Origin of the sequence: Escherichia sp. E3659, from assembly GCF_005781135.1 — a bacterium.
Classification (GTDB): Bacteria; Pseudomonadota; Gammaproteobacteria; order Enterobacterales; family Enterobacteriaceae; genus Escherichia.
In genome coordinates this window covers 51226-75979 of sequence record NZ_VATQ01000017.1, presented here as the reverse complement: position 1 = coordinate 75979, position 24754 = coordinate 51226, and the positions used below count along the sequence as shown (strand labels likewise).

Below are 24754 nucleotides of genomic sequence, written 5' to 3'. Positions count from 1 at the left end.
TTAACCTCCCACGGTAACCTGAAATCCGGCCCGTTCTGCCATTTCGCGCATCGTTGCCACATCGGCTGACGACGGCGCAGACACCTCTTTCATCGACCATGTTTTCCCCAGCAGACGGTATTTCGGTTCGCCGTACTGATGAAACGGTAACAGATGGATCTGCCTGATATTCAGCGGGATCAGCACGTCCAGCGCCTGCTGCATATTCTCCCGGCTGAGTGTGAAACCGGGGATCAGCGGCAAACGCGGGATCACGTTGACACCCTCACTCACCAGCAAACGCAGGTTCTCCAGTACGCGTGGCAGGTTCATCTTCACCACATCCCGCGCCTGAGTCGCGTCCATAATTTTTAAATCGAACAACACTTCATCGCACAATTTCGCCAGCGGTAACAGCTTGCTGGCTGGCGCGTCTCCGGCAGTTTCGATGGCGCATGACACACCCCACAGCCGCAGTCGCTGTAAAAAACGGGTAGCAAACTCCGCCTGCATTAACACTTCGCCGCCAGAAAGCGTGACGCCGCCGCCGGACGTGCGAAAGAAAATGTCATCTTTCATCACTTCCCGTTCCAGCGCGTCAAGGCTGATATCGCGACCAATCCGTTCAAACGCCCCGGAGGGGCATTCATCCGCATCGCGCAAACATTTCGCACAGTGCAGACATTTCGCCTCTCTGCGTACCGTCTGGATTTTGCCGGAGATCGACTCCGGATTAGCACACCACGGGCAAAGATGCGGACAGCCTTTAAAAAAGACCACCGTACGAATGCCCTCGCCGTCATTCAGCGAATAACGCTGAATGTTGAAAATGCGCGCCACATCATCGCGGCGCGTTTCCACAACGTTACAGCTGATGCGCTGTCCGGCGGATGATGTCATCCTGGATCTCCTTCGACAGTTCGACAAAGAAGGCGCTGTATCCGGCAACGCGCACCACCAGCCCGGCATAATCTTGTGGGCGCTGTTGCGCTTCCCGCAACGTGTCGGCGTTCACCACGTTAAACTGAATATGTTGTAACTTAAGCTGGGTAAACGCCCGTAAGAAGTCGGCCAGTTTGCGTAATCCCGCCTCACCTTCCAGGGTCGCCGGAGTGAATTTCACGTTCAGCAACGTACCGTTAGACAGCAGCGTGTTATCGAGCTTACTGACTGACTTCAGTACCGCCGTTGGCCCTTGTGCGTCCTGACCCAGCATGGGTGACAAGCCGCCGTCTGCCAGCTGTTCTCCGGCAAAACGACCGTCTGGCGTCGCGCCAACCACCGATCCCAACGGGACGTGAGCAGAAACGGTATACGATCCCGGCGTGAAGTAGCCGCCGCGCGGGTTCTGGTATTTTTCCACTTCTTTGCAGTAATGGCGTAACAGTTCGGCGCTGATGTTATCCACCTCGTCGATATCATTACCGTATTTCTCGAAGCGGTTAATTAAGCGAGCGCGGACTTTTTCGCCTTCTGGCGTTGCGAAGTTGGCTTTTAATACCGACAGCAATTCATCAAAACTTAAACGCTGTTGATCAAAAATCATCCCTTTCAACGCATGGAGAGAATCGCTCAGGTTGGCGATACCGATCCCCTGTACGCCGGAGAAGTTATAACGCGCGCCGCCGTCGGTAATATCGCGGCCTTTCTCCAGACAATCGCTGATAAACGACGAGAGCAGCGGTACAGGTGCCCAGTCACGGTGACCGATATCGCAAATATTGCTGCCCTCAACCATCAGGGTGATGTAGTGGCTGATCTTGGCGCGGATCTGTTCCAGTAAGCCTTCATAAGTCAGCGCAGCATTGCCTTCATTTTCATGCAGGCAGATTTCCATCACTTTCAGCAGGTTAAACATCGCGATGTCATGCAAGCCGTAGGTTCTGCCAGGAATAGATAATTCCACGCAGCCGACCACTGAATAGTCGCGCGCATCTTCCAGCGAAACGCCACGGTTGAGGAACGCTGGCACCACCACTTCATCGTTGAAGATTTGCGGAATACCTGTGCCGAGGCGAATGGTTTCTGCGGTTTTCATCAGGAACGGCGTGTCGATCAAGGCGTTAGTGCGCACACCGAGGTTCGGTTGCGGTAATTGCACGCTTTGATAGGCGTCGAGACAGAGGAACGAAAGCACGTTCACCGCGCTACGTCCATTCTCGGTTAACCCGCCGAGCAGTGCGGTATAGCCGGTTGGGAAACCTGCGAAATAACGCGCGCTACTGGTGGAACGCAACAGCACGATGTCGTTGCATTTCATCCATAAAGATTCGAGCAGTTCTTTCAGGAACGCCGGATCTTCGCCCTGAGTTAATGATGCCTGATAGAACGGCAACATATACTGGTCGAAGCGCCCCAACGATAGCGAACTGGCGTTGGATTCGTATTGCAGAATGATGTTCATGTACCAGAATAACTGGCACGCCTGCCAGAACGTCTGCGGCTTATGTTCGGCGTTATGGCGGGAGATCTCCGCAATGGTCAGTAACTCTTCGCGACGCTGAGCATCCGGGCAGTTTGCCGCCATCGTTTCCGCCAGTTCGGCGTAACGCAGAATGTGTTTCTGCGAGGCTTCGAGCAGTAACAGCGCTGCCTGATAAAAGTGATTCTCCGGCTGTTGCTGACAATATTGCTGCATCTGCGCTACCAGCTCACCCAGCCCGTGATTCAGCAGGCGCGGGTAATCAATAATAATGTGTCCCTGGCCTTTATCCGTCTGGTTGATGCTGAAAATCTGCGTGCTGGTCGCGACTTTTACTTCATCCGTCATCTGCCCGTTGATGAAATCTTTCATCGAACGTTTTTCCCAGTACGGGAACAACTCTTCGCGGTAGATACGTTTATCTTCTTCGCTAATGGCGAAGCGGTCCTGCGGGCGCGTCGGGAATTGATCCAGCTCTTTCAGCAACCAGTAAGGGTCCATTTCCGGCGACATAATCCCGGCGCGCGGTTTTACGGTGCGGTTACCGGCAATCAGTTCTTCATCACGAATCGAAATTTCAACGTGTTCAAGGATATACGCTGTTGCTTTCGCCCGGCGCAATATCACCGGTTCGCCTTCGGTTTGCCGATGGCTGGCGGTATAAAGCAGCGCACGCTCCAGCGAGATTTCACGGGTATTGGCAAACAGTGCAGTTTTGAGGCGAGAGATACGATTCGTCATGAGGAACTCCTGTGGGAAAGCGAACCCGCCCTTACGGGCGGGATAAGAACTTAAGCGGTTTGCGCCAGGTGAGCTTCAATTTTGCTCATAATGGCATCAGCGCGTTTTACCGCGTCGCTGATATTGACGCGCACGATGGTCTTGCCAGCAAAACGCTCTTCAAATTTGATGCCGATATCTTTGGTCAGAATCACCATATCGGCGCTCGCCACGTCTTCCGCAGTCAGTTCATTTTCCAGACCAATCGAGCCCTGGGTTTCTACTTTCACTTCCCAGCCTTTCGCTTTCGCGGCACTTTCCAGCGCCTCTGCTGCCATGTAGGTATGGGCAACACCTGAAGGACATGCGGTTACTGCAATAATTTTCGTCATGGCTCGTTCCTCAATTAATTAATTTCAAAATCCAAATCCAGGTCATCTTCCTTCTCAGCAGTCGAAGACCCATTTTTACGCGCCAGACTTTTCAGCACGTTTACGCAGATTGCCGTTGCTACAGCCCCGACAGCCACTGCCGCGATATACCCCAGCTTGCCGTCAACCACCGGCAGTACAATCAGACCACCCCAGCCTGCATAGCACTGCGCACCTACCACTGCTGCGGTCACCGTGCCACAGACAGTCCCCACCATAATGGAAGGAATGACACGCAACGGATCGGCGGCAGCGAAAGGAATCGCCCCTTCAGTGACGCCAACACAGCCCATTACCAGCGCCGCTTTACCGGTTTCGCGCTCTTCCGCAGAGAAATTTTTACGACCAATCAGCGTCGCCAGCCCCATCCCCAGCGGCGGGATACAAATACCCACGGCCGCAATGGCCACCACGGTATAAACACCCTGAGCAACGCAAATCAGCATGAACGCATAGGCCACTTTGTTAACCGGGCCGCCCATATCGAACGCCAGCATCAGCCCCATGATCACCGCCAGCATCACCACGCTGCCTTGCTGCATCCCCTGAAGCCACTGAGTCAGGCTGTTGGTTAACGCACCGACAGGTTCCCCCAGCCCCCACATCATGACGCCAGCGGTAATCAGTGTGCCGACGATTGGAATGATGAAGATTGGCATCACCGAGCGCAGAACTTTATGCACCGGAATTTTCTTCAGGTAATGCACCACGATGCCGCCGATAATCCCGGCGATCAGCGCACCAAAGAAGCCCGCACCAAAGCTGTTACCAACCCAGGCACCGATAGCGCACGGGGCCAGCGCAGAGCGTTCTGCAATGGAATAACCTATGTAAGCGGCGAGGAAAGGCACCATCAGCGTCAAACCTGCAACGCCGATATCAAACAGTTTTTTCAAATTCGGATCGGCTACGGCATCCGGCACTGCGCCTTTGCCATACAACATGACGGAAACCGCCAGCAAAATACCGCCCGATACCACGAAGGGAATCATGTGTGAAACGCCCGTCATTAAGTGCTGACGAGTGTTTTTCAGGATCTGTACCAACTCATTCATAAGTCGCTCCCAGGCTTACCCAAGCCTATGTCCATATTTTTTGATGGGAGAAACAAAAGGCAATCGCAAGCAGGTCAAACAGTGGATAAAAAGGCCATTTACTGGATTTTTGTAATGTCAGTACAAAAATGCGATCCGCCTCATAACTTGCGTTAACTCGGAATCATGCCGGAATGGCGCGTCTTGTGAGACGCGTCGCAAATTGGCGGTTACATTACATTTGTCCAGCTTTTGGCAGATTTGTCACATGGCAGGTCGTTGCCGTGCGCTCTTATCCTGTAAACAGAAAACCGTACCGGGAGAGAGGCAATGGCCCTGATTGTGGAATTTATTTGTGAGCTACCTAACGGCGTACATGCGCGTCCGGCAAGCCACGTTGAAACGCTGTGTAATACTTTTTCATCTCAAATTGAGTGGCATAACCTGCGTACTGACCGTAAAGGCAACGCCAAAAGCGCCCTGGCGCTGATTGGCACCGATACACTGGTGGGCGATAACTGCCAGTTACTGATTTCCGGGGCTGACGAACAAGCAGCACACCAGCGCTTGAGCCAGTGGTTACGTGATGAATTCCCCCACTGCGATGCGCCGCTGGCAGAAGTTAAATCTGACGAGCTGGAGCCGCTGCCGGTTTCACTGACCAATCTGAATCCGCAAATTATCCGCGCCCGCACCGTATGCAGTGGTAGCGCAGGCGGCATTCTGACGCCAATATCTTCTTTAGATCTCAACGCGCTGGGTAATCTTCCCGCTGCCAAAGGCGTTGACGCCGAGCAATCCGCGCTGGAAAACGGCCTGACGCTGGTGATGAAAAACATTGAGTTTCGTCTGCTGGATAGCGACGGTGCTACCAGCGCGATTCTGGAAGCGCACCGATCACTGGCTGGCGATACTTCCCTGCGCGAACATTTACTGGCAGGCGTCAGCGCCGGATTAAGCTGCGCCGAAGCGATTGTCGCCAGTGCGAATCACTTTTGCGAAGAGTTCGCCCGTTCCAGCAGTAGCTACCTGCAAGAGCGTGCGCTGGACGTACGCGATGTCTGCTTCCAGCTGCTTCAGCAAATCTACGGTGAACAACGCTTCCCGGCACCGGGCAAACTGACGCAGCCCGCCATTTGTATGGCTGATGAACTGACCCCCAGCCAGTTCCTCGAACTGGATAAAAATCACCTCAAAGGTTTGTTACTGAAAAGCGGCGGCACTACGTCACATACGGTAATTCTTGCTCGTTCGTTCAACATTCCGACGCTGGTTGGTGTGGATATTGATGCCCTTACTCCGTGGCAGCATCAGACGATTTATATCGACGGCAACGCCGGGGCAATTGTGGTTGAGCCAGGGGAAGCCGTGGCCCGTTATTATCAGCAAGAAGCCCGCGTACAGGACGCTCTGCGTGAGCAACAGCGTGTCTGGCTGACCCAGCAAGCGCGTACCGCTGACGGTATCCGTATCGAAGTCGCGGCGAACATCGCCCACTCCGTGGAAGCGCAGGCCGCATTTGGCAATGGCGCGGAAGGCGTTGGTTTGTTCCGCACTGAAATGCTCTATATGGATCGCACCAGCGCACCGGGCGAAAGCGAGCTGTACAACATTTTTTGTCAGGCGCTGGAGTCCGCCAACGGGCGCAGCATTATTGTGCGCACTATGGACATTGGCGGCGACAAACCCGTTGATTATCTGAACATTCCGGCAGAAGCTAACCCGTTCCTCGGTTATCGCGCTGTGCGTATTTATGAAGAATACGCCTCGCTGTTCACCACACAACTACGGTCGATCCTGCGCGCCTCCGCTCACGGCAGCCTGAAAATCATGATCCCGATGATCTCTTCAATGGAAGAGATCTTATGGGTGAAAGAAAAACTGGCGGAAGCCAAACAGCAACTGCGTAACGAACACATTCCGTTTGATGAGAAGATCCAGCTTGGCATTATGCTGGAAGTGCCATCGGTGATGTTCATCATCGATCAATGCTGTGAAGAGATTGATTTCTTTAGTATTGGTAGTAATGACCTGACGCAGTATCTGCTGGCGGTGGATCGCGATAACGCTAAGGTTACTCGTCACTACAACAGCCTGAATCCGGCATTCTTGCGGGCGCTCGATTACGCCGTGCAGGCGGTGCATCGCCAGGGAAAATGGATTGGTCTGTGCGGTGAACTGGGGGCGAAAGGTTCCGTGCTGCCGTTGCTGATCGGTTTAGGGCTGGATGAGCTGAGCATGAGCGCACCGTCAATTCCGGCGGCGAAAGCGCGGATGGCGCAACTTGATAGCCGTGAGTGCCGCCAGTTGCTCAACCAGGCAATGGCCTGCCGTACTTCGCTGGAAGTGGAACACCTGCTGGCGCAATTCCGTATGACGCAACAGGACGCACCGCTGGTCACCGCCGAGTGCATCACGCTGGAAAGCGACTGGCGCAGCAAAGAAGAAGTGCTCAAAGGCATGACCGATAACCTGCTGCTGGCGGGCCGCTGCCGCTATCCGCGTAAACTGGAAGCCGACTTGTGGGCGCGCGAGGCCGTTTTCTCTACCGGTCTGGGCTTTAGTTTTGCCATTCCACACAGCAAATCAGAACACATTGAGCAATCCACCATCAGCGTGGCGCGTCTGCAAGCACCGGTGCGCTGGGGCGATGATGAAGCGCAATTCATCATTATGTTAACCCTGAACAAACACGCTGCGGGCGATCAGCATATGCGCATTTTCTCGCGCCTCGCTCGTCGCATCATGCACGAAGAATTCCGTAACGCGCTGGTTAACGCCGCCTCTGCCGACGCTATCGCCAGCCTGCTGCAACATGAACTGGAACTGTAAAAGGAAACATCATGGAACTGTATCTGGACACCGCTAACGTCGCAGAAGTCGAACGTCTGGCACGCATATTCCCCATTGCCGGGGTAACAACTAACCCGAGCATTATCGCTGCCAGCAAGGAGTCCATCTGGGAAGTGCTGCCGCGTTTGCAAAAAGCGATTGGTGATGAAGGCATTCTGTTTGCTCAGACTATGAGTCGTGACGCGCAGGGGATGGTGGAAGAAGCGAAGCGCCTGCGTGACGCCATTCCGGGCATTGTGGTGAAAATCCCGGTGACTTCCGAAGGTCTGGCCGCCATTAAGATGCTGAAAAAAGAGGGTATTACTACGCTTGGCACCGCAGTGTACAGTGCTGCACAAGGGTTACTGGCCGCGCTGGCAGGGGCAAAATACGTTGCTCCGTATGTTAACCGCGTAGATGCCCAGGGCGGAGACGGCATTCGTACGGTTCAGGAGCTGCAAGCGCTGTTAGAAATGCACGCGCCAGAAAGTATGGTGCTGGCTGCCAGCTTTAAAACGCCGCGTCAGGCGCTGGACTGTTTACTGGCAGGATGTGAATCCATCACCCTGCCTTTAGATGTAGCGCAACAAATGCTCAACACCCCTGCGGTAGAGTCAGCTATAGAGAAGTTCGAACACGACTGGAATGCCGCATTTGGCACTACTCATCTCTAAAGGAGCAATTATGGACCGCATTATTCAATCACCGGGTAAATACATCCAAGGCGCTGATGTCATTAATCGCCTGGGCGAATACCTGAAGCCGCTGGCAGAACGTTGGTTGGTTGTTGGCGATAAATTTGTATTAGGTTTTGCTCAGGCAACCGTCGAGCAAAGCTTTAAAGATGCCGGGCTGGTAGTAGAAATTGCGCCATTTGGCGGTGAATGTTCGCAAAATGAGATCGACCGTCTGCGTGGCATCGCGGAGACTGCGCAGTGTGGCGCAATTCTCGGTATCGGTGGCGGAAAAACCCTCGATACTGCCAAAGCGCTGGCACATTTCATGGGTGTTCCGGTAGCGATCGCACCGACTATCGCCTCTACCGACGCACCGTGCAGCGCATTGTCTGTTATCTACACCGATGATGGTGAGTTTGACCGCTATCTGCTGCTGCCAAATAACCCGAATATGGTCATTGTCGACACCAAAATCGTCGCGGGCGCACCTGCGCGTCTGTTAGCAGCGGGTATCGGTGATGCGCTGGCGACCTGGTTTGAAGCGCGTGCCTGCTCTCGTAGCGGCGCAACCACGATGGCGGGCGGTAGGTGTACTCAGGCGGCGCTGGCGCTGGCTGAACTGTGCTACAACACCCTGCTGGAAGAAAGCGAAAAAGCGATGCTTGCCGCCGAACAGCATGTAGTGACTCCGGCGCTGGAGCGCGTGATTGAAGCGAACACCTATTTGAGCGGCGTTGGTTTTGAAAGCGGTGGTCTGGCGGCGGCTCACGCGGTGCATAACGGCCTGACCGCTATCCCGGATGCGCATCACTATTATCACGGTGAAAAAGTGGCATTCGGTACGCTGACGCAGCTGGTTCTGGAAAACGCGCCGGTTGAGGAAATCGAAACCGTAGCTGCACTTAGCCATGCGGTAGGTTTGCCAATAACTCTCGCTCAACTGGATATTAAAGAAGATGTCCCGGCGAAAATGCGAATTGTGGCAGAAGCGGCATGTGCAGAAGGTGAAACCATTCACAACATGCCTGGCGGCGCGACGCCAGATCAGGTTTACGCCGCACTGCTGGTAGCCGACCAGTACGGTCAGCGTTTCCTGCAAGAGTGGGAATAACCTACTCCAAACTCCCGGCTTGTCCGGGAGTTTGAACGCAAAATTGCCTGATGCGCTACGCTTATCAGGCCTACGCAATCTCTGCAATATATTGAATTTGCGTGCTTTTGTAGGCCAAATAAGGCGTTCACGCCGCATCCGGCACTCTGTGCCAGTAAACTAAAACTCCCACGTTGATTGGGAGTTTTTTTATCCGCTTCTGGACATTTTTTCCACAGAACAATCGTTAGCCAGGAAGGTCGAATCTGTGACTCTTATTTTCACGGATGAAACAGATGAAAGCTTCACTGGCGCTGGTCAGCCTGCTAACGGCATTTACCAGCCACTCCTTAAAATCTCCCGCCATTCCACCAACCGTGGTACAAATCCTGGCCAACACCAACCTTGCCATCGCAGAGGGTGCCAGACAGCAAATCGGCAGCACGCTATTTTACGATCCGGCGTATGTGCAGCTTACCTATCCTGGCGGTGATGTCCCGCAAGAACGCGGCGTATGTTCCGATGTGGTGATCCGCGCCTTGCGCAGCCAGAAGGTCGATTTGCAGAAACTGGTGCACGAAGATATGGCGAAGAATTTTGCCGAGTACCCACAAAAATGGAAGTTAAAGCGGCCGGACAGCAACATCGATCACCGTCGGGTGCCTAATCTGGAAACCTGGTTTACCCGCCACGATAAAACACGCCCCACCAGCAAAAACGCCGGTGACTATCAAGCGGGTGATATTGTCTCCTGGCGACTGGACAACGGGCTGGCACATATTGGGGTGGTTTCAGATGGCTTCGCCCGCGACGGTACGCCGCTGGTGATACATAACATTGGCGCAGGCGCGCAGGAAGAAGATGTACTGTTTAGCTGGCGGATTGTGGGGCACTATCGGTATTTTGTTAAATAAGCGATCGCCCCACGTGAAGAAAAAATTCAGATCCTTTTTACACTGACGGCTTCTTTTTTCTTACGGCTCACCAGCGCCAGTGCCAGCACAATCAGCACAATACCGCTACCTTCAACCGCACCAGGATTTTCACCGAGCAGCCACCAGGAAAAGAGTACGCCGCAAACGGGAACCGCCAGAGTACTTAAGCTGGCAATACTGGCAGGCAAGTTTTTCAATACAAACAACCATAAGCTCCACGCCAGCGCCGTCGCCAGAATCGCACTGTAGGCCAGCGCCCAGAACACGGTGGGCTGCCAGTCAATTTCACGTTGCGGTACCAGTAAAGCGACCACACTCATCACCAGCGCCGCATACAGCATCTGCCAGGATGTTAACGACAATAAATCCACGCGCGGATGACGGGCGTAAAGGCGTTTAGCGACAATGGCGCTCGCCCCCCAACTGACACCGGAGAGGATCGCCAGCATGGCGCTTTTCATCGAAGAGAAATCGAGTTGCCACGGCTGCAACACCAAAAATAAACCGAAAGCGGCAATCAGAATCGCGAAATATTGCCCACGTCGCAGGCGTTCACCGAGAAACAACGCGGCGAAAATCACCACCCAGAACGGCATGGTATAGCTCAGGATCGCCACTTTCCCCGCTCCGCCGCTGACCAGCGCCCACTGCGCCAGACCAACCATCCCGCAGGTTTGTAACAGGGCAATGGCTAAGGTGTACTTAAACGGCGTCGGGCGCATTCCGCGACCACGTAATAAAAGGACGATGAATAAAACGAGAGCGCCGAAAATGCAGCGTAAGGCGGTGAAGTCGAAGGCACCGATGTAGCTGGTGACTTGCTTCATGAAAATCCAGCTATAACTCCAGATAAGTGTGAGCACAACCAGGCCACTGATTGCCAGTGGGTTGCTCTTTCCTGCGGCAGACATGAGAGATCCAGTGTGTAGTTTTCCTGTGGACACTATACGCCGGTAAAGAAACTTCAGCGACTGCCTGAAAGGCAGTCGCTGAAGAAGGTCAGATTACAGCAGGTCGAAACGGTCGAGGTTCATCACTTTCACCCATGCCGCCACGAAGTCTTTAACAAACTTCTCGTGGGCATCGCTGCTGGCGTAAACTTCAGCCACCGCACGCAGGACAGAGTTAGAACCAAATACCAGATCCGCACGGCTGGCTGTGTATTTCACTTCGCCAGTTTCACGGTCACGGCCTTCGAACAGCTCTTTCGATTCGTCCGCCGCTTTCCACTCGTAACGCATATCCAGCAAGTTCACGAAGAAGTCATTGCTCAATACGCCAACGCGGTCAGTGAAGACGCCGTTTTTGCTGCCATCGAAGTTGGCACCCAGTACACGCATCCCACCCACCAGCGCGGTCATTTCCGGCGCGGTCAGCGTCAGTTGCTGGGCTTTATCAATCAGCAGTGACTCGGTGGTGGAAACGTCCAGACGAGCGCGATAGTTACGGAAACCGTCAGCAATTGGCTCCAGCAGTTCGAACATTTCAATGTCAGTCTGATCCTGACGCGCATCAACGCGGCCCGGCGTAAACGGTACATGAATGCTCAAACCAGCGGCGCTTGCGGCTTTCTCAACGCCAACCACACCAGCCAGCACGATGATATCCGCCAGCGAGGCTTTACCAGACTCTTTCTGGATTTTCTCCAGAACTGGCAGAGCACGAACGGCTGCGGCGTTCACATCCCAGTCACGTTGCGGCATTAATGCCAGACGCGCACCGTTGGCACCACCGCGTTTGTCGCCACCACGGAAGGTAGAAGCAGACGCCCAGGCCACCGATACCAGTTCGCTGACAGACAGACCAGAATCCGCAATCGCAAATTTCAGATCGATAATGTCCTGCTCGGTCGGGTTGTAGATCGGCTGCGGCAGCGGATCTTGCCAGATCAGATCTTCTTTCGGTACTTCCGGCCCGATGTAGCGAGATTTCGGCCCCATATCCCTGTGCGTCAGTTTAAACCAGGCACGGGCAAAGGCTTCGTTGAACGCCTGCGGATCGTTGAGGAAGCGACGAGAAATCTTCTCGAACTCTGGATCAAAACGCAGCGTCAGGTCGGTCACCAGCATCGTCGGTTTACGTTTTTTCGACGGATCAAACGGATCCGGGATAATTTCCGGTGCGTCTACCGCTTCGAACTGGATTGCGCCAGCCGGGCTGCGAGTCTGTACCCACTCATACTTGAACAGGTTTTCGAAGAAATAGTTGCTCCACTGGGTCGGCGTCTGGGTCCAGACTACTTCCAGACCAGAGGTAATGGCATCTGCGCCAACGCCGCTGCCGTAAGTGCTCGCCCAGCCTAAACCTTGTTCTTCAATCGGTGCAGCTTCTGGATCAGGACCTACGTTTGATGTCGGACCGGCACCGTGGGTTTTACCCAGCGTATGACCACCCGCAATCAGCGCCACGGTTTCTTCGTCGTTCATACCCATGTTGCCGAAGGTCGCGCGGATAGCCGCAGCCGCAGAAAGCGGTTCACCGCTGTGATCCGGGCCTTCCGGGTTAACGTAAATCAGGCCCATCTCGGTTGCGCCCAGCGGTGCTTTCGCCAGCGCTTCCGGATGACGGTGGGTCAGCCAGGCTTTTTCATCACCCCAGTTAACATCCAGATCCGGTTCCCAGACGTCTTCACGACCGGCACCAAAACCGAAGGTACGGAAGCCGGAGTTTTCCAGCGCCACGTTACCCGCGAGGATAAACAGGTCGGCCCAGGAGATTTTCTGACCATATTTCTGTTTGATTGGCCACAACAGGCGACGCGCTTTATCGAGGCTGACGTTATCCGGCCAAGAGTTCAGCGGTGCAAAACGCTGCTGACCACGACCCGCGCCGCCGCGACCATCGATTGAACGGTAAGTACCCGCGCCGTGCCAGGCCATACGAATAAACAGACCGGCGTAGCTGCCCCAGTCTGCTGGCCACCACGGCTGAGATTCTGTCAGCAGGGCTTTCAGATCTTTTTTCAGACCGTAGTAATCTAATTTGCTGAATTCTTTGCGGTAGTCAAAGTCCTCACCCAGTGGGTTAGAACGATTAGAATGTTGGTTTAACAGGTCAACACGGAGTTGATTTGGCCACCAGTCGCGAGTAGTGGTGCCCGCCCCCGCGCTCTGGTCATGACCGCCCTGATGGAACGGGCATTTGCCGGTGGCTGTTGTGTTATGGATATCGTCTGACGTGCTCATCAATGTGCTCCCCTCTACAGTGTTACCGTTACGATACACAGCGTTAGAGAGAAGTTATAATTGAATTAATCCACGGATGCGATAGTTGAGATCTTACATATTGTTGGTTAAAGAGATGTAGATCAAATTGATCGTAATTAAGCCTTTATGAGTATGTCTGATTTCGGACAAATGCTTTATAAAAAAGGGTTTTTAGCTTCGTATCCTTCAAGGAAGGAGGGAGAAAACAAGGCTGACTGCCTTATTTTCCCATCCTCATTTCGAGGCAGCATTTTGTGCTCTGTTTAAAATTTGTGATCACTGTGTGATTTTTACAAAAGCCACAATATTTATAAACCAGGTCGAACACCCAGCGTATGGCAAATCGCGTAACTCATTTCAGCGCGATTAAGCGTATAGAAGTGGAAATCTTTCACCCCTTCACGGCTTAAAATCTTCACCATATCCATGGCGATATTTGCGCCCACCAGCTTGCGAGTTTCGGCGTCATCATCCAGCCCGTCGAACATTTGAGCCATCCACGCCGGAATACGCACGTTGGTCATGTCAGCAAATTTCTTCGCCTGTTTAAAGTTAGATACTGGCAAAATGCCCGGAATGATTTCCACATCAATACCCGCCGAAACACAACGATCACGAAAACGCAGGTAGCTTTCGACATCGAAGAAGAACTGAGTAATCGCGCGATTGGCTCCGGCATCGACTTTGCGTTTCAGGTTGAGCAAATCCGCCTGAGCGCTTTTTGCTTCCGGGTGAACCTCCGGATACGCCGCCACGGAGATATCGAAATCCGCGACGTCTTTTAACAGCGTCACCAGGTCAGAGGCATACATTTCCGGCTTACCGCTTCCCGGCGGCAGGTCGCCACGCAGCGCCACGATATGGCGAATACCGTTATTCCAGTAGTCGCGGGCGATGGTCCGCAGCTCGTCAGGCGTCGCATCAATGCAGGTGAGATGCGGCGCAGCCTCCAGACCCGTACGGTCTTTAATGCCTTTAATAATGCTGTGCGTACGGTCGCGCTCGCCGGAGTTTGCGCCATAGGTCACTGAAACAAATTTCGGTTTCAGGCTGCTAAGACGATCGATGGAGTTCCACAGGGTCTGCTCCATTTCACTGGTACGCGGCGGGAAAAATTCGAACGAAACATTAATCTGCCCCTGGACTTCGGCCAGGCTCTGATTCAGGGCATCCCGCTGGCTGGCGTGAAAAAAGCTCATACCTTACCTCATCAATCGCTTGTAGTTATATGTTGTGTTGTGAACATCTATCCATTTAGACGTCCAGATGTAAAGATGAAGGAAAAGCCGAGGGGCGTCAACCGAAAAATGCCCCATGATGGTGAGGAATAATCAGTGAAGATGAATTTTCTTCATTTGAATGTGGGAGTAAATGGGTTCTCTCGCATTATCGCGCGCGAAGTAATGAATAAACGGATAAGCCATCGGCTTCAAATTTATTTAAATAAGAGTTAATTAATATGCTCGTCAGTGTTAGCTGGACACTTATTTAAATAAAACAAATAGATACCATAATTTGCATTCAATACTGCATGTTTATTATTTGAACTACTTCAAACTATTAACAATTCCTCCAAAATTATGTTGCAGAGCAATTATGCATCCCCCACGATAAGTAGAACGTTCTACTAGAACGTTCTACTTATACAAAAAAGACTAATTCGCGCAGATTTATGCGCTATTCGGGGGAAATCAGCATGAATCTGATGTCGAGTTTCGTGAAGTCACTTTCTAAATTGTCGATGATTGGTCGCGCGCTAATGCTGCCAATTTCGCTTCTGCCTGCCGCTGGGTTGTTACTGGCGTTCGGCGATAAATTCCATTTGCCGTTGATGATGAATGCAGGCGGCATTATTTTTGATAACTTGCCGATGCTTTTTGCTATCGGTTCCGCCGTAGGGCTGGCTTCTGAATCAGGAATTGCGGCGTTATCCGCAGCCGTTTCCGTTTTTGTCACCAATATCACCATCAGCACCGTACTTAGCATCACGCCAGAAATGGCCGGGCAAGGCGGCAAATACGCGATGGTGGTGGGGATCCCAACACTGCAAATGGGCGTTTTTGGCGGCCTGATATGCGGGATTCTGGCAGCGTGGTGTTACAACCGTTTTCATACCATGCAATTGCCAGAATTCCTTGGTTTTTTCTCCGGAAAACGCTTTGTCGCTATCGCGACGGCTTTTCTTTCCTTCATCCTTGGCTTGTTACTACCCTATGTCTGGCAACATATTCAGTCGGGAATCGATGCACTATCAGTTATCGTCAATGGTGATAACCAGGCGGCATCGACCTTTATTTTTGGTGTGACAGAACGTGCGCTCATTCCGCTTGGGCTGCACCACATCTGGTATCCGTCGTTCTGGTACTCTTTTGGTGATTACACCACCCAGGCAGGGCAAACAATCCACGGTGACCAAACAATTTGGTTCAAAATGCTGGAAGAAGGTGTGAAATCGTTCAGTAGCGACAGCTACCATAACGCAGGTAAGTTTTTACAGGGCGAGTTCCCGCTCATGCTGTTCGCGCTGCCTGCGGCGTGTCTGGCGATGTACCATGAAGCACACACCAAAAATAAGAAAATTGCCGCCGGTATTCTGTTCTCTGCCGCATTAACCTGTTTCCTGACAGGTATTACAGAACCCGTTGAATTTACCTTTATTTTCGTGGCACCGGTACTGTACGTATTCAACGCGATAATGGCTGGCCTCTCCTATATGGCGATGTATCTGCTCCATGCCCACATTGCAAAATCCTTCTCGGCAGGGCTTATCGATTATATTTCGTTTGGCATCCTGCCATCATTTAACGGCTACGAAACCAACTTCCTGAGCGCCATTATCGTCGGCGTGCCAATGGCGGTGATCTACTACTTCACCTTCCGCTTTGTTATTCGTCGTTTTGATGTAAAAACGCCTGGTCGTACCGAAACTACGGTTAGCGCTAATGATAAAACCGATGACGAGCTGGCAACAGAAATCATCACGCTACTTGGCGGTCAGCAAAACATTAAATCGGTAGGCTCCTGCATCACGCGTTTACGTCTGGAAGTCTCTGATAAAGAAGCGGTGGATCAGGATGGTCTGAATAATATTGGCGCCCGTGGCGTGGTTTTTGTCGGCGATAACGGCATTCAGGTCATTTTTGGCGCGCGAGCGCAATTTATCGCGCAAACCATGTCGACGATGATCGGTAAATAGCCTTAAGATTACTCGATGTCAGAGGTTCTGGTCCCTGACCAGAACCTTCTTGCTATTTAAAGAATCAACGTTGTTCAGGGAGTGAGTTTGAAGAAAGTCAGCATAATTGATGTTGCCAAAAGAGCCGGAGTTTCCGTCTCTACTGTGTCGCTAGTGTTGCGCCAGAAAGGGAAAATCTCGGAGGCGACCATCGGGAAAGTTCATGCTGCTATTGACGAACTGGGCTACGTGCATAATGTTGCCGCCGCCAATTTACGTTCCCACACTTCAAATCTTATCGGACTGATTTTACGTGATTTTAGCGATAGCTTTTCCATCAAAGTGATGGCCAGCATTGTTCAGGAACTGGAAGCCAGGGGCTATATGGTATTCCTTGGGCAACCACAGAACGAACATGAACATCTTGAACGTTGTTTACTTTCCTTCAAACAACAAGGTGTTGCCGGAGTGATTTATCTGGCTTCCGATGTGCATCGTGAAACCCTCCCCACACTAATCCGCCAGTGTTCGCTTCCCCTTGTTGTCGCGTCACAAACGCCTATCAAAGATGAGTGCAACCTGGTGTTGCGTGACAACCAGCAGGCAGCAAGTCTTGCCACACGTTATTTAATTGAGCGCGGCCATCGTTACATTGCCTATCTCGGTGGCAGAGAAAGTGATCTTATCCGTCAGCAGCGACTGGTTGGTTTTCGCCAGACCCTGGCAAAATTTGGCATTGCTGGTCGTGACGAGTTCACGCCAGCCTGTGACGGTGACACCTGGGCTGCCAGCATAGCAACGCGCCAGTTGCTGGAAAATAACAACGCCATTACCGCCCTGCTCTGCCATTCGCCCGACGCTATGATTGGCAGCATCAACGGCATACATCAGGTGGGGCGCACCGTCGGGAAAGACGTCTTTCTGACCCAGCAGGTAGCGCTAATTGGTTTTGAAGATATGCTGCATATCAACCTGACCTCTCCTGTTTTCACCTATGTATCTTCCGCCAGTGAAGAAACCGGACGCCAGGCAGCGACCCTGATGATTCGCAAATTAAAAGACCCGGATTTGCAAACCCAAAGAATTGCGCTTTCCGGGCAACTGGTGGTGCGGGAATCGGCGTAATACAAATGCCGAATGAGATATACGTCGATATCATCATCCGGCAATAAGGTGTAAACCAACTCAATGCGTATGTTTACTTGATATCTTTCACTCGCATACCGTTGAGCTGTTCATCCGTGATGGTATTGCCCGCTTTGAAGTAATCAACCACGGCGTGATAAACGTAATAACCGCCCGTTGTGTTACGCGCTTTCCCTTCGGTAAAGGCGGTGAAACCATCCCCACCATCAGCAAGGAAACTTTGAGTAGCAATAGGGTAAACCGTCGCATCTTCAATCGGTTTGCCATTCAGAGTCAGTGAGATAACCCGCTGACCAACCGGCTTACTGCTGTCGTACTTCATTTCCAGGCCTTTCGATACCTGTAAAACGCCATTACTTAAACTTGCTCCGTGTTCCATCAAACTGCGTAATTGTTTACCCGTGAGATCCATCGTCACCAGTTCGTTGGGGAACGGGAAGGTACTGATGACGCCGCCCATCGTAATCGCCCCTGCGGGGATCTCATTGCGGATACCACCAGAGTTGGTTAAAGCCAATTGGGTGTTTTTACCCGCCGCTACCAGTAAAGCGTCAGCCGCCAGGTTCCCGAGGGATGCCGATTCACCATAGGCACGTTTTAATTCAACCGGCGATTGCGCCACCGTTTGTTGCACCACTTCATCAAGCTTTTTATTCCAGCCGTCAATCACCTGTTTCGTTTGTGGATCGGGCTTCCACTCGTCGGCGTAAATGGTTTTAAGCTCGAAGCTTTTCACCGTAAATTTATGCGGCTTCTCTTTGTAGTCCAGCACCAGTTTACCCACATCAATCCCGCCACTGTCAGTAGAGAGGATCAGCGTATTGCCGACTTTAATCGGTTCCGGCGTACCCACATGCGCATGTCCGGTGATCAAAATATCCAGCCCTTTCACCTGACTTGCTGTCTGAATATCTTTATCCAACGCGCGACGCACATCCGTGCCTCCCATACTGGACTGGCGGGCCGGAACACCTTCGTGGATCAGGGCGACGGTCAAATCAACCTTGCCTTTGAGTTCATCGATATAACGTTGTAGCCATTTAATTTCATCGCGCGCCTCAATACCCACTCGCGTGGCAGCGGATACCGTGTCATTAAAGGCAAATACTCCGTGCAAACCTATAACGCCAATTTTCACGCCGTCTTTTTCGATGATGGTATAGGGCTTATCCCAGAATGATTTACTGCTGTTCTGATAAAAAATATTGCCCTGCACAATAGGGAATTTTGCCTGACTCAACTGTAATAATGTGTTGTCCCAGCCGTGGTCAAATTCATGGTTGCCTATTGTGGCGACATCAAATGGCATGGTATTCATAATATCGATAATAGCTTTGCCTTTGGTCAGGCTGCTGATATAGGGCCCGGTAAAATAGTCACCCGCATCAAAAAACCATGTCGCTTTATTTTTTGCTTTTTCTTGTTTAACCAGCGTAGTGATATTTGCCCAGCCGCCAATATCTCGTTTACCGTCAGCAATCCACGGCACTTTATAAGGTTCTACATGTGCATGGAGATCGTTGGTATAAATGATAGTGACATCTTTGGCGCAAGCCCAGAACGGCAGTGTTAATGCGATACCCGCAGCAAGTATTTTAATTTTCATAAATAGTCCCTTTCAGTGATTTAAAGGATTGCTACATTACGTTCTGAAAGAGTTATTTATGTGAGAGTAATCACATCCACAAGGGAGCGTTGCCGGACAAAATCAACGACCTTGTGAAATCGTTGGTGATATATGTCGACTCTGTTTACGATTAATGCCTGCAAGTCGTTTGGTTGCCGTAATTTAGGACGGTCAACATCGACAGATTACAGCTGGCCTGACTATCGACTGGGTTATGCAGCATTGCACTGCCGGGCATGTGGAAGCTACCCACCGTTGTTTGACGAACAACAATTTCGTGACTGGTTGTCAGTTCACTTATCTACGTGGGCCTCTGAAAAGGGCCATTTCTGCCCGGTATGTTATGGCACAGAGACGATTTGTTATGGTCACAATCCACAGGGTTCGCAACGCATTCAATGCCGTAACTGCAAAAAGGTCTGGACGCCCAAACAATATCAGAAAGAAATAACGCCTCCAGAAATAATCGAAACGGTTGCTCTTCTGGTGCCATTTCAGGGAGCCAGCGGCGGGCAGAAACTGTATGTTTTAATGAGTTTCGATGCTATTCACGGAAATATTCTTCATCTCTCTACTAATTACACGCAGCATCAAGCGGGAGAAAGCCTGCATTACCGATTTAAAGGAAAAGCAGAATCAGAGCTATACGATAGCAATATCGTACACCGCGTTGATATGCGCGAAGCACAATTTCTACGCCGCAGTCAGTTTGATGAAATTCAGTATGGCAGCGCAGCGCTCAAGCGCAATGCCAAAGGCGCTATTCTGCGTCCGGTTATCACTGCACACGGGCATTTCAGAGTACTGAATATTTTATTCCCGACAGTTAAAACTCATGTTATTTCACACGAGTGTTTTTTAAGAGGCGCAATTATTACGGTCTGGGCTGATCTGTTTCGCCAACAGCAAGGTGAAATTTGGTTTATTGAAGAGGAAATAACTGACTATACCGATAATATGCCCTGGCGTTTTCAGGGAACAACTTATCACGGCTGGTGGAAAAATCAGTGGCAACTCTGGGAGCAGGGAAAAAATCGTAAAATGGTATGTGCATTAACGGGCGGAAAGAGTAGCAAAGCTGAAATGCTCTCTTTGGCAACCAGCAGACATTTTATCGACTGGCTACATAAACAAGCAGTATTTACTCACAGCACCCCGCTTTCCGCAGGGCGCGTTACGCAAATACTGCTTTCTCTGGCTCAGGATTACAACAACTGCGCCAGCCGGTTGATATCCGACTGAATCGCCCCAGCGGTGACGTCGCGCCCCGCGCCAGGCCCACGGATCACCAGTGGGTTGTCGCGATACCAGCGGCTTTCGATGGCAAAGACGTTATCGCACGGCAGCAGTGATGCCAGCGGATGATCTTCCCGCACCGCTTCCACGCCCACACGCGCTTTGCCATTGGCATCGAAACGCGCCACGTAGCGCAGCACCAGCCCCATTTCGCGGGCCGCTTCCAGCCGTTGCACCATCTGCTCGTTAAGTTCATCGCCATTTTCAAAGAAATGGTCGATGCTGCCGCCTTCGCAATGGGCAGGCACCAGCGACTCCACGCGTACCTGATCCGGTTCGATGTTGTAACCTGCTTCACGCGCCAGAATCACCAGCTTGCGCATCACGTCTTTGCCAGAGAGATCGTCACGCGGGTCAGGTTCGGTTAAGCCCTGCTGCCACGCCTGATCCACCAGCTCGGTAAACGGCACGCTACCGTCGAATTGCAGGAACAGCCAGGAGAGCGTGCCGGAGAAGATCCCACTGATCGACAAAATAGTATCGCCGCTGTCGATCAGATCGCGCACGGTATGGTTGATCGGCAAGCCCGCACCAACGGTGGCGTTGTATAGCCAGTGACGCCCGGTTTTTTCGAAGGCGTCGTGGATCTGGCGATATTTGTTGCTGTCGCTTGCTCCCGCCAGTTTGTTGGCACTGATGACGTGGAAACCGTGGCTGGCGAAATCAAGATACTGGTCAGCCAGCTGCTGGCTGGCGGTAACGTCCAGCACCACTAAATCATCATACGGATGGGCGCGCATCCACAGGAACAGCGACTCTTCATCCTGCTCGACGGCTTCGTCGTTGAAGAAGGCTAACGCGCGGCTGGCATCCAGCCCGTCATAGCTCAACAGGCTGCGGCGGCTGTCCACCACGCCTGCCAGCACAAATTCAAAGCCGGTACGCGCCGAAAGCGTACTCTGCTCACGAGCGAACAGTTCCAGCCAGCGGGAACCGATATTGCCCTTGCCGAACAATACCAGTCCGATGCGTTTTTCCGCGCGGAAGACGGACTGATGCAGGCCCTGAATCAGGCTTTCGGTCGGTCCGGTGCGCAGTACTGCCACCAGGCTGATGCCGTCATCCGACTGCCAGGTAAATTCGACCGGCTGGCCTTTCAGCTGCTGCCAGAAGCGGTGGCAATGCAGCGGGTTACGGGTGACACCTGCCCCGACCATCGCCACCAGCGCCAGCCCCTGACGCAGGCGCAGTTCGCCAGGTAATCCCGCTTCGTCGAGGATTTTCAGCGCACTGTCAGCGACTTCTGAGGTGTAGCAAAATTGCAGCAACTGGCGATCGTTATGCACGCCAACCGCCAGTGGACGCACCTGAGCGCGTTTCAGGATTTGGTCGATCTCTTTATGCGCCAGTTTGAAATCCTGACTGGTAGGCACCTGAAATTCAATCAAACAGACATCGTCGTGGCTGGTAACAATACGCGCGCCAGTACCGGAAGCCAGCACGCGTTCAATGCGCGTGGAGCCTTGATCTGGCGTGTAGCTACAGCGCAGTTGCAGGTCGATTTCGCTGCCAGAAACTGGCTGTAAAGTACGGGCGTGAAGAACGGGAGCCGCCAGGCGCGCCAGTTCGCTGGCTTCATCCAGACGCAGCAACGGCAGCAGGCAAGCATCTTTCACTTTACGCGGGTCGGCACTGTATACCCCGGCGACGTCGCTCCAGATGGTTACGCGAGAAACACCCGCCAGCGCACCGATTTGTGTCGCGGAATAGTCGGAACCGTTACGCCCCAGCAGCACCGTTTCACCGGCGTTGTTACGGCTGATAAACCCGGTCACTACCAGGCGTTTGCCCGGATGTTGCACCAGCAGTTGTTGCAGCAGCGGGTAAGAAAGTCCTTCATCAACCTGCGGTTGCGCAGCGCGTTCAGCGCGTAAAAACTCGCGGGCATCAAGCCAGGCTGCTGGCAATCCTTGTTGATTAAGTACCGCAGACATCAGGCGCGACGACCACACTTCACCGTGGCCCACCACTTCCGCATACACCGCATCGGTGATACCGCTGTCGAGCAACGCCGCCAGGCGTTCCAGATCGCTGACAAAAGCGCTAATGAGGCTATCGGCTTCTTCGGCGGGTAACAAGCCGCTAATCAGATCGCACTGATAGCGACGCAGCGTTTGTTGAACCTGATGCGCAGAGAGACGATCGGTCTGGCTTAGTTTCAACCAGTTAATCAACTGGTTAGTGGTGCTACCGGCGGCGGAAACCACCATCATATCGTCAGGCTGAGAGTACTCCGCCATAATGCCCGCGACACGCAAATAACACTTCACATCAGCCAGACTACTGCCACCAAATTTATGCAGTTGACGACCTTTCGCCCCTGCCTGCGCAATCACACTCATTTTTACCCCTTGTTTGCAGCCCGGAAGCCATTTTCCAGGTCGGCAATTAAATCTTCGCCATCTTCAATACCGGTGGAGATACGCAGCAGCGTCTCGGAGATCCCGGCGGCAGCACGCGCTTCTGGTGCCATGCCTGCATGTGTCATGGTTGCGGCGTGAGAGATTAAACTTTCCACTCCCCCTAATGATTCCGCCAGCGTAAACAACGACAGCCCGCCCAGGAAACGACGCAGCGTCTGCTCATCGCCATCCAGTTCAAAACTCAACATTGCGCCAAAGCCTTTTTGCTGACGCGCGGCAATTTCATGCCCCTGATTTTCCGGCAGCGACGGGTGATACAGTTTTTTCACCAACGGCTGGGTTTGCAGATATTTCACAATCGCCTGCGCGTTGCGCTGCGCCAGCTCCATACGCGGCACCAGCGTTCGCAACCCGCGTAGCAGCAGATAGCTGTCAAACGCGCCGCCCGTCACGCCAATATTGTTTGCCCACCAGGCAAGTTCAGTGACAACGTCCGGGTCTTTAGCAATCACCACGCCAGCCACCACGTCAGAGTGACCGTTCAGATATTTCGTACATGAATGCAACACCAGATCGGCACCCAATGCCAGCGGATTTTGTAATGCCGGGCTTAAGAAGGTGTTATCCACCACGCTCACCGCCCCGACTTCCCTTGCCAGATGGCAGATTTTCGCAATATCCACGACGCGTAACAATGGATTACTTGGGCTTTCTACCAGTACCAGTTTGGGTTTTTCTGCCAGCGCTGCCCGTAATGCCTGTTCATCGCCTTGATCAACAAACAACACGCGATAGCAACCGCGTTTCGCCAGGCTGTCGAACAGGCGATAGCTGCCGCCGTAGCAGTCGTGTGGCGCAACCAGCAGATCGCCGGGTTTCAAAAAGACGGTAGTCACCAGGTGGATCGCGGACATGCCGGTATTAGTAAGCACTGCACCAGCACCACCTTCCAGTTCTGCCAGTGCCCGCTGAACCACATCGCGCGTTGGGTTGCCGCGACGCGAGTAATCATGCGCGCGCGGCTCGTTAAATCCGGTAAAGTTATAGGTGCTGGAAAGATGGATCGGAGGGACAACGCAACCATACTGTTCGTCGTCATTTAACCCGCTACGCACTGCGATGGTGGCCTGTTTACGCGTCATGTGATGAAGTTCCCTGGGCTTTGTCGGTGAAAAGTCAGGCACCAGAGTAAACATTGTGTTAATGGACGTCAATACATCTGGACATCTAAACTTCTTTGCGTATAGATTGAGCAATTCCCCAATAACCGTTAAAATTACATGCATTATCACGCCGACAGGTGCATTACACGATGTCACGGTAGCGCCTGTACGGTAAACTATGCGGGTTTATGGCCATTACCCACATTAATTGTGTGGTCTGGTTTCAATTTATTGACGAAGAGGATTAAGTATCTCATGGCTGAATGGAGCGGCGAATATATCAGCCCATACGCTGAGCACGGCAAGAAGAGTGAACAAGTCAAAAAGATTACGGTTTCCATTCCTCTTAAGGTGTTAAAAATCCTCACCGATGAACGCACGCGTCGTCAGGTGAACAACCTGCGTCACGCTACCAACAGCGAACTGCTGTGCGAAGCGTTTCTGCATGCCTTTACCGGGCAACCTCTGCCGGATGATGCCGACCTGCGTAAAGAGCGCAGCGACGAAATTCCGGAAGCGGCAAAAGAGATCATGCGTGAGATGGGGATTAACCCGGAGACGTGGGAATACTAATGCGGAAAAGAGCGGCGCGGAGTGGAATCGCCTGATGCGCTACGCTTATCAGGCCTACGTCATATTGCAATTTATTGAATTTGCA

18 protein-coding genes are annotated in these 24754 nt (G+C 52.5%); 8 read left to right on the top strand and 10 right to left on the bottom strand.

What is annotated here, in order from left to right:
• Genes FEK47_RS14225 through FEK47_RS14210 form a run of 4 tightly spaced genes read right to left on the bottom strand, consistent with a single transcriptional unit; the run spans position 1 to position 4607 of the window.
• Positions 1–879: a [formate-C-acetyltransferase]-activating enzyme gene (locus tag FEK47_RS14225; RefSeq protein WP_000204107.1), complete on the bottom strand. Its 879-nt coding sequence runs from the start codon at positions 877–879 to the stop codon at positions 1–3.
• Positions 845–3142: a formate C-acetyltransferase gene (locus FEK47_RS14220; protein ID WP_135487062.1), complete on the bottom strand. Its 2298-nt coding sequence runs from the start codon at positions 3140–3142 to the stop codon at positions 845–847. The genes FEK47_RS14225 and FEK47_RS14220 overlap by 35 nt, the downstream gene beginning before the upstream one ends.
• Before the next feature lie 50 nt (positions 3143–3192).
• The gene (locus tag FEK47_RS14215) at positions 3193–3513 is read right to left on the bottom strand and encodes a PTS fructose-like transporter subunit IIB (protein WP_000161265.1); all 321 of its coding nucleotides are present in this window, start codon (positions 3511–3513) and stop codon (positions 3193–3195) included.
• 14 nt (positions 3514–3527) lie between these two features.
• The gene (locus FEK47_RS14210; RefSeq protein ID WP_135487061.1) at positions 3528–4607 is read right to left on the bottom strand and encodes a PTS fructose transporter subunit EIIC; all 1080 of its coding nucleotides are present in this window, start codon (positions 4605–4607) and stop codon (positions 3528–3530) included.
• 309 nt (positions 4608–4916) lie between these two features.
• On the opposite strand from FEK47_RS14210, the gene ptsP reads away from it, so the two are divergent.
• From ptsP to FEK47_RS14190, 4 genes are all read left to right on the top strand, one after another.
• Positions 4917–7418: a phosphoenolpyruvate--protein phosphotransferase gene (ptsP, locus tag FEK47_RS14205; protein ID WP_135487060.1), complete on the top strand. Its 2502-nt coding sequence runs from the start codon at positions 4917–4919 to the stop codon at positions 7416–7418.
• A gap of 11 nt (positions 7419–7429) precedes the next feature.
• Positions 7430–8092 (top strand): fructose-6-phosphate aldolase, encoded by a 663-nt coding sequence (gene fsa, locus FEK47_RS14200; RefSeq protein ID WP_000424845.1) that lies wholly within the window; start codon positions 7430–7432, stop codon positions 8090–8092.
• A gap of 10 nt (positions 8093–8102) precedes the next feature.
• Positions 8103–9206, top strand: a complete 1104-nt coding sequence (gene gldA / locus FEK47_RS14195) for a bifunctional L-1,2-propanediol dehydrogenase/glycerol dehydrogenase (protein WP_135487059.1) — start codon at positions 8103–8105, stop codon at positions 9204–9206.
• A 275-nt stretch (positions 9207–9481) separates the two neighbouring features.
• Positions 9482–10099, top strand: coding sequence for a DUF1287 domain-containing protein (locus FEK47_RS14190; protein WP_135487058.1), 618 nt, complete (start codon positions 9482–9484; stop codon positions 10097–10099).
• 26 nt (positions 10100–10125) lie between these two features.
• Here the strand turns inward: FEK47_RS14190 and yijE are convergent, their stop codons facing one another.
• The 3 genes from yijE to metF all read right to left on the bottom strand — a co-directional run bounded on the left by yijE (position 10126) and on the right by metF (position 14525).
• A complete protein-coding gene (yijE, locus tag FEK47_RS14185) occupies positions 10126–11031 on the bottom strand; it encodes a cystine transporter YijE (RefSeq protein ID WP_001271242.1) in 906 nt (301 codons plus the stop codon).
• A 93-nt stretch (positions 11032–11124) separates the two neighbouring features.
• Positions 11125–13305, bottom strand: a complete 2181-nt coding sequence (gene katG, locus FEK47_RS14180) for a catalase/peroxidase HPI (protein ID WP_138183223.1) — start codon at positions 13303–13305, stop codon at positions 11125–11127.
• Positions 13306–13634: 329 nt separating this feature from the next.
• Complete coding sequence (metF, locus tag FEK47_RS14175) at positions 13635–14525, bottom strand: methylenetetrahydrofolate reductase (protein WP_130206580.1); 891 nt, start codon at positions 14523–14525, stop codon at positions 13635–13637.
• A 497-nt stretch (positions 14526–15022) separates the two neighbouring features.
• Between metF and FEK47_RS14170 the strand changes: the two genes are divergently transcribed.
• The gene (locus tag FEK47_RS14170) at positions 15023–16522 is read left to right on the top strand and encodes a PTS transporter subunit EIIC (protein ID WP_135487057.1); all 1500 of its coding nucleotides are present in this window, start codon (positions 15023–15025) and stop codon (positions 16520–16522) included.
• 87 nt (positions 16523–16609) lie between these two features.
• Positions 16610–17626, top strand: a complete 1017-nt coding sequence (malI, locus tag FEK47_RS14165; protein WP_135487056.1) for a Mal regulon transcriptional regulator MalI — start codon at positions 16610–16612, stop codon at positions 17624–17626.
• A gap of 73 nt (positions 17627–17699) precedes the next feature.
• Here the strand turns inward: malI and FEK47_RS14160 are convergent, their stop codons facing one another.
• Entirely contained in the window at positions 17700–19253 is a 1554-nt protein-coding gene (locus FEK47_RS14160) for a bifunctional UDP-sugar hydrolase/5'-nucleotidase (protein ID WP_130215284.1), read from the bottom strand.
• A gap of 132 nt (positions 19254–19385) precedes the next feature.
• Between FEK47_RS14160 and FEK47_RS14155 the strand changes: the two genes are divergently transcribed.
• On the top strand, positions 19386–20516 hold the full coding sequence (locus FEK47_RS14155; protein ID WP_135487055.1) for a cytoplasmic protein: 1131 nt from the start codon (positions 19386–19388) through the stop codon (positions 20514–20516).
• Here FEK47_RS14155 and metL read toward each other — a convergent pair.
• Together metL and metB are read right to left on the bottom strand one after the other, a co-directional pair.
• On the bottom strand, positions 20480–22912 hold the full coding sequence (gene metL / locus FEK47_RS14150; protein WP_135487054.1) for a bifunctional aspartate kinase/homoserine dehydrogenase II: 2433 nt from the start codon (positions 22910–22912) through the stop codon (positions 20480–20482). The genes FEK47_RS14155 and metL overlap by 37 nt on opposite strands.
• Before the next feature lie 2 nt (positions 22913–22914).
• Entirely contained in the window at positions 22915–24075 is a 1161-nt protein-coding gene (gene metB, locus FEK47_RS14145; RefSeq protein WP_001295694.1) for a cystathionine gamma-synthase, read from the bottom strand.
• A gap of 276 nt (positions 24076–24351) precedes the next feature.
• On the opposite strand from metB, the gene metJ reads away from it, so the two are divergent.
• Complete coding sequence (gene metJ, locus FEK47_RS14140; RefSeq protein WP_000852812.1) at positions 24352–24669, top strand: met regulon transcriptional regulator MetJ; 318 nt, start codon at positions 24352–24354, stop codon at positions 24667–24669.
• Positions 24670–24754: the final 85 nt, after the last annotated feature.

Excerpts from the sequence above, each read along its gene's own strand:
- FEK47_RS14170 (WP_135487057.1), top strand. The coding sequence starts at position 15,023 with ATGAATCTGATGTCGAGTTTCGTGAAGTCACTTTCTAAATTGTCGATG.
- FEK47_RS14160 (WP_130215284.1), bottom strand. The coding sequence starts at position 19,253 with ATGAAAATTAAAATACTTGCTGCGGGTATCGCATTAACACTGCCGTTC.
- yijE (WP_001271242.1), bottom strand. The coding sequence starts at position 11,031 with ATGTCTGCCGCAGGAAAGAGCAACCCACTGGCAATCAGTGGCCTGGTT.
- gldA (WP_135487059.1), top strand. The coding sequence starts at position 8,103 with ATGGACCGCATTATTCAATCACCGGGTAAATACATCCAAGGCGCTGAT.
- FEK47_RS14215 (WP_000161265.1), bottom strand. The coding sequence starts at position 3,513 with ATGACGAAAATTATTGCAGTAACCGCATGTCCTTCAGGTGTTGCCCAT.
- fsa (WP_000424845.1), top strand. The coding sequence starts at position 7,430 with ATGGAACTGTATCTGGACACCGCTAACGTCGCAGAAGTCGAACGTCTG.
- katG (WP_138183223.1), bottom strand. The coding sequence starts at position 13,305 with ATGAGCACGTCAGACGATATCCATAACACAACAGCCACCGGCAAATGC.
- FEK47_RS14210 (WP_135487061.1), bottom strand. The coding sequence starts at position 4,607 with ATGAATGAGTTGGTACAGATCCTGAAAAACACTCGTCAGCACTTAATG.
- metL (WP_135487054.1), bottom strand. The coding sequence starts at position 22,912 with ATGAGTGTGATTGCGCAGGCAGGGGCGAAAGGTCGTCAACTGCATAAA.
- ptsP (WP_135487060.1), top strand. The coding sequence starts at position 4,917 with ATGGCCCTGATTGTGGAATTTATTTGTGAGCTACCTAACGGCGTACAT.
- metF (WP_130206580.1), bottom strand. The coding sequence starts at position 14,525 with ATGAGCTTTTTTCACGCCAGCCAGCGGGATGCCCTGAATCAGAGCCTG.
- FEK47_RS14220 (WP_135487062.1), bottom strand. The coding sequence starts at position 3,142 with ATGACGAATCGTATCTCTCGCCTCAAAACTGCACTGTTTGCCAATACC.
- FEK47_RS14155 (WP_135487055.1), top strand. The coding sequence starts at position 19,386 with ATGTCGACTCTGTTTACGATTAATGCCTGCAAGTCGTTTGGTTGCCGT.
- metJ (WP_000852812.1), top strand. The coding sequence starts at position 24,352 with ATGGCTGAATGGAGCGGCGAATATATCAGCCCATACGCTGAGCACGGC.
- FEK47_RS14190 (WP_135487058.1), top strand. The coding sequence starts at position 9,482 with ATGAAAGCTTCACTGGCGCTGGTCAGCCTGCTAACGGCATTTACCAGC.
- FEK47_RS14225 (WP_000204107.1), bottom strand. The coding sequence starts at position 879 with ATGACATCATCCGCCGGACAGCGCATCAGCTGTAACGTTGTGGAAACG.
- metB (WP_001295694.1), bottom strand. The coding sequence starts at position 24,075 with ATGACGCGTAAACAGGCCACCATCGCAGTGCGTAGCGGGTTAAATGAC.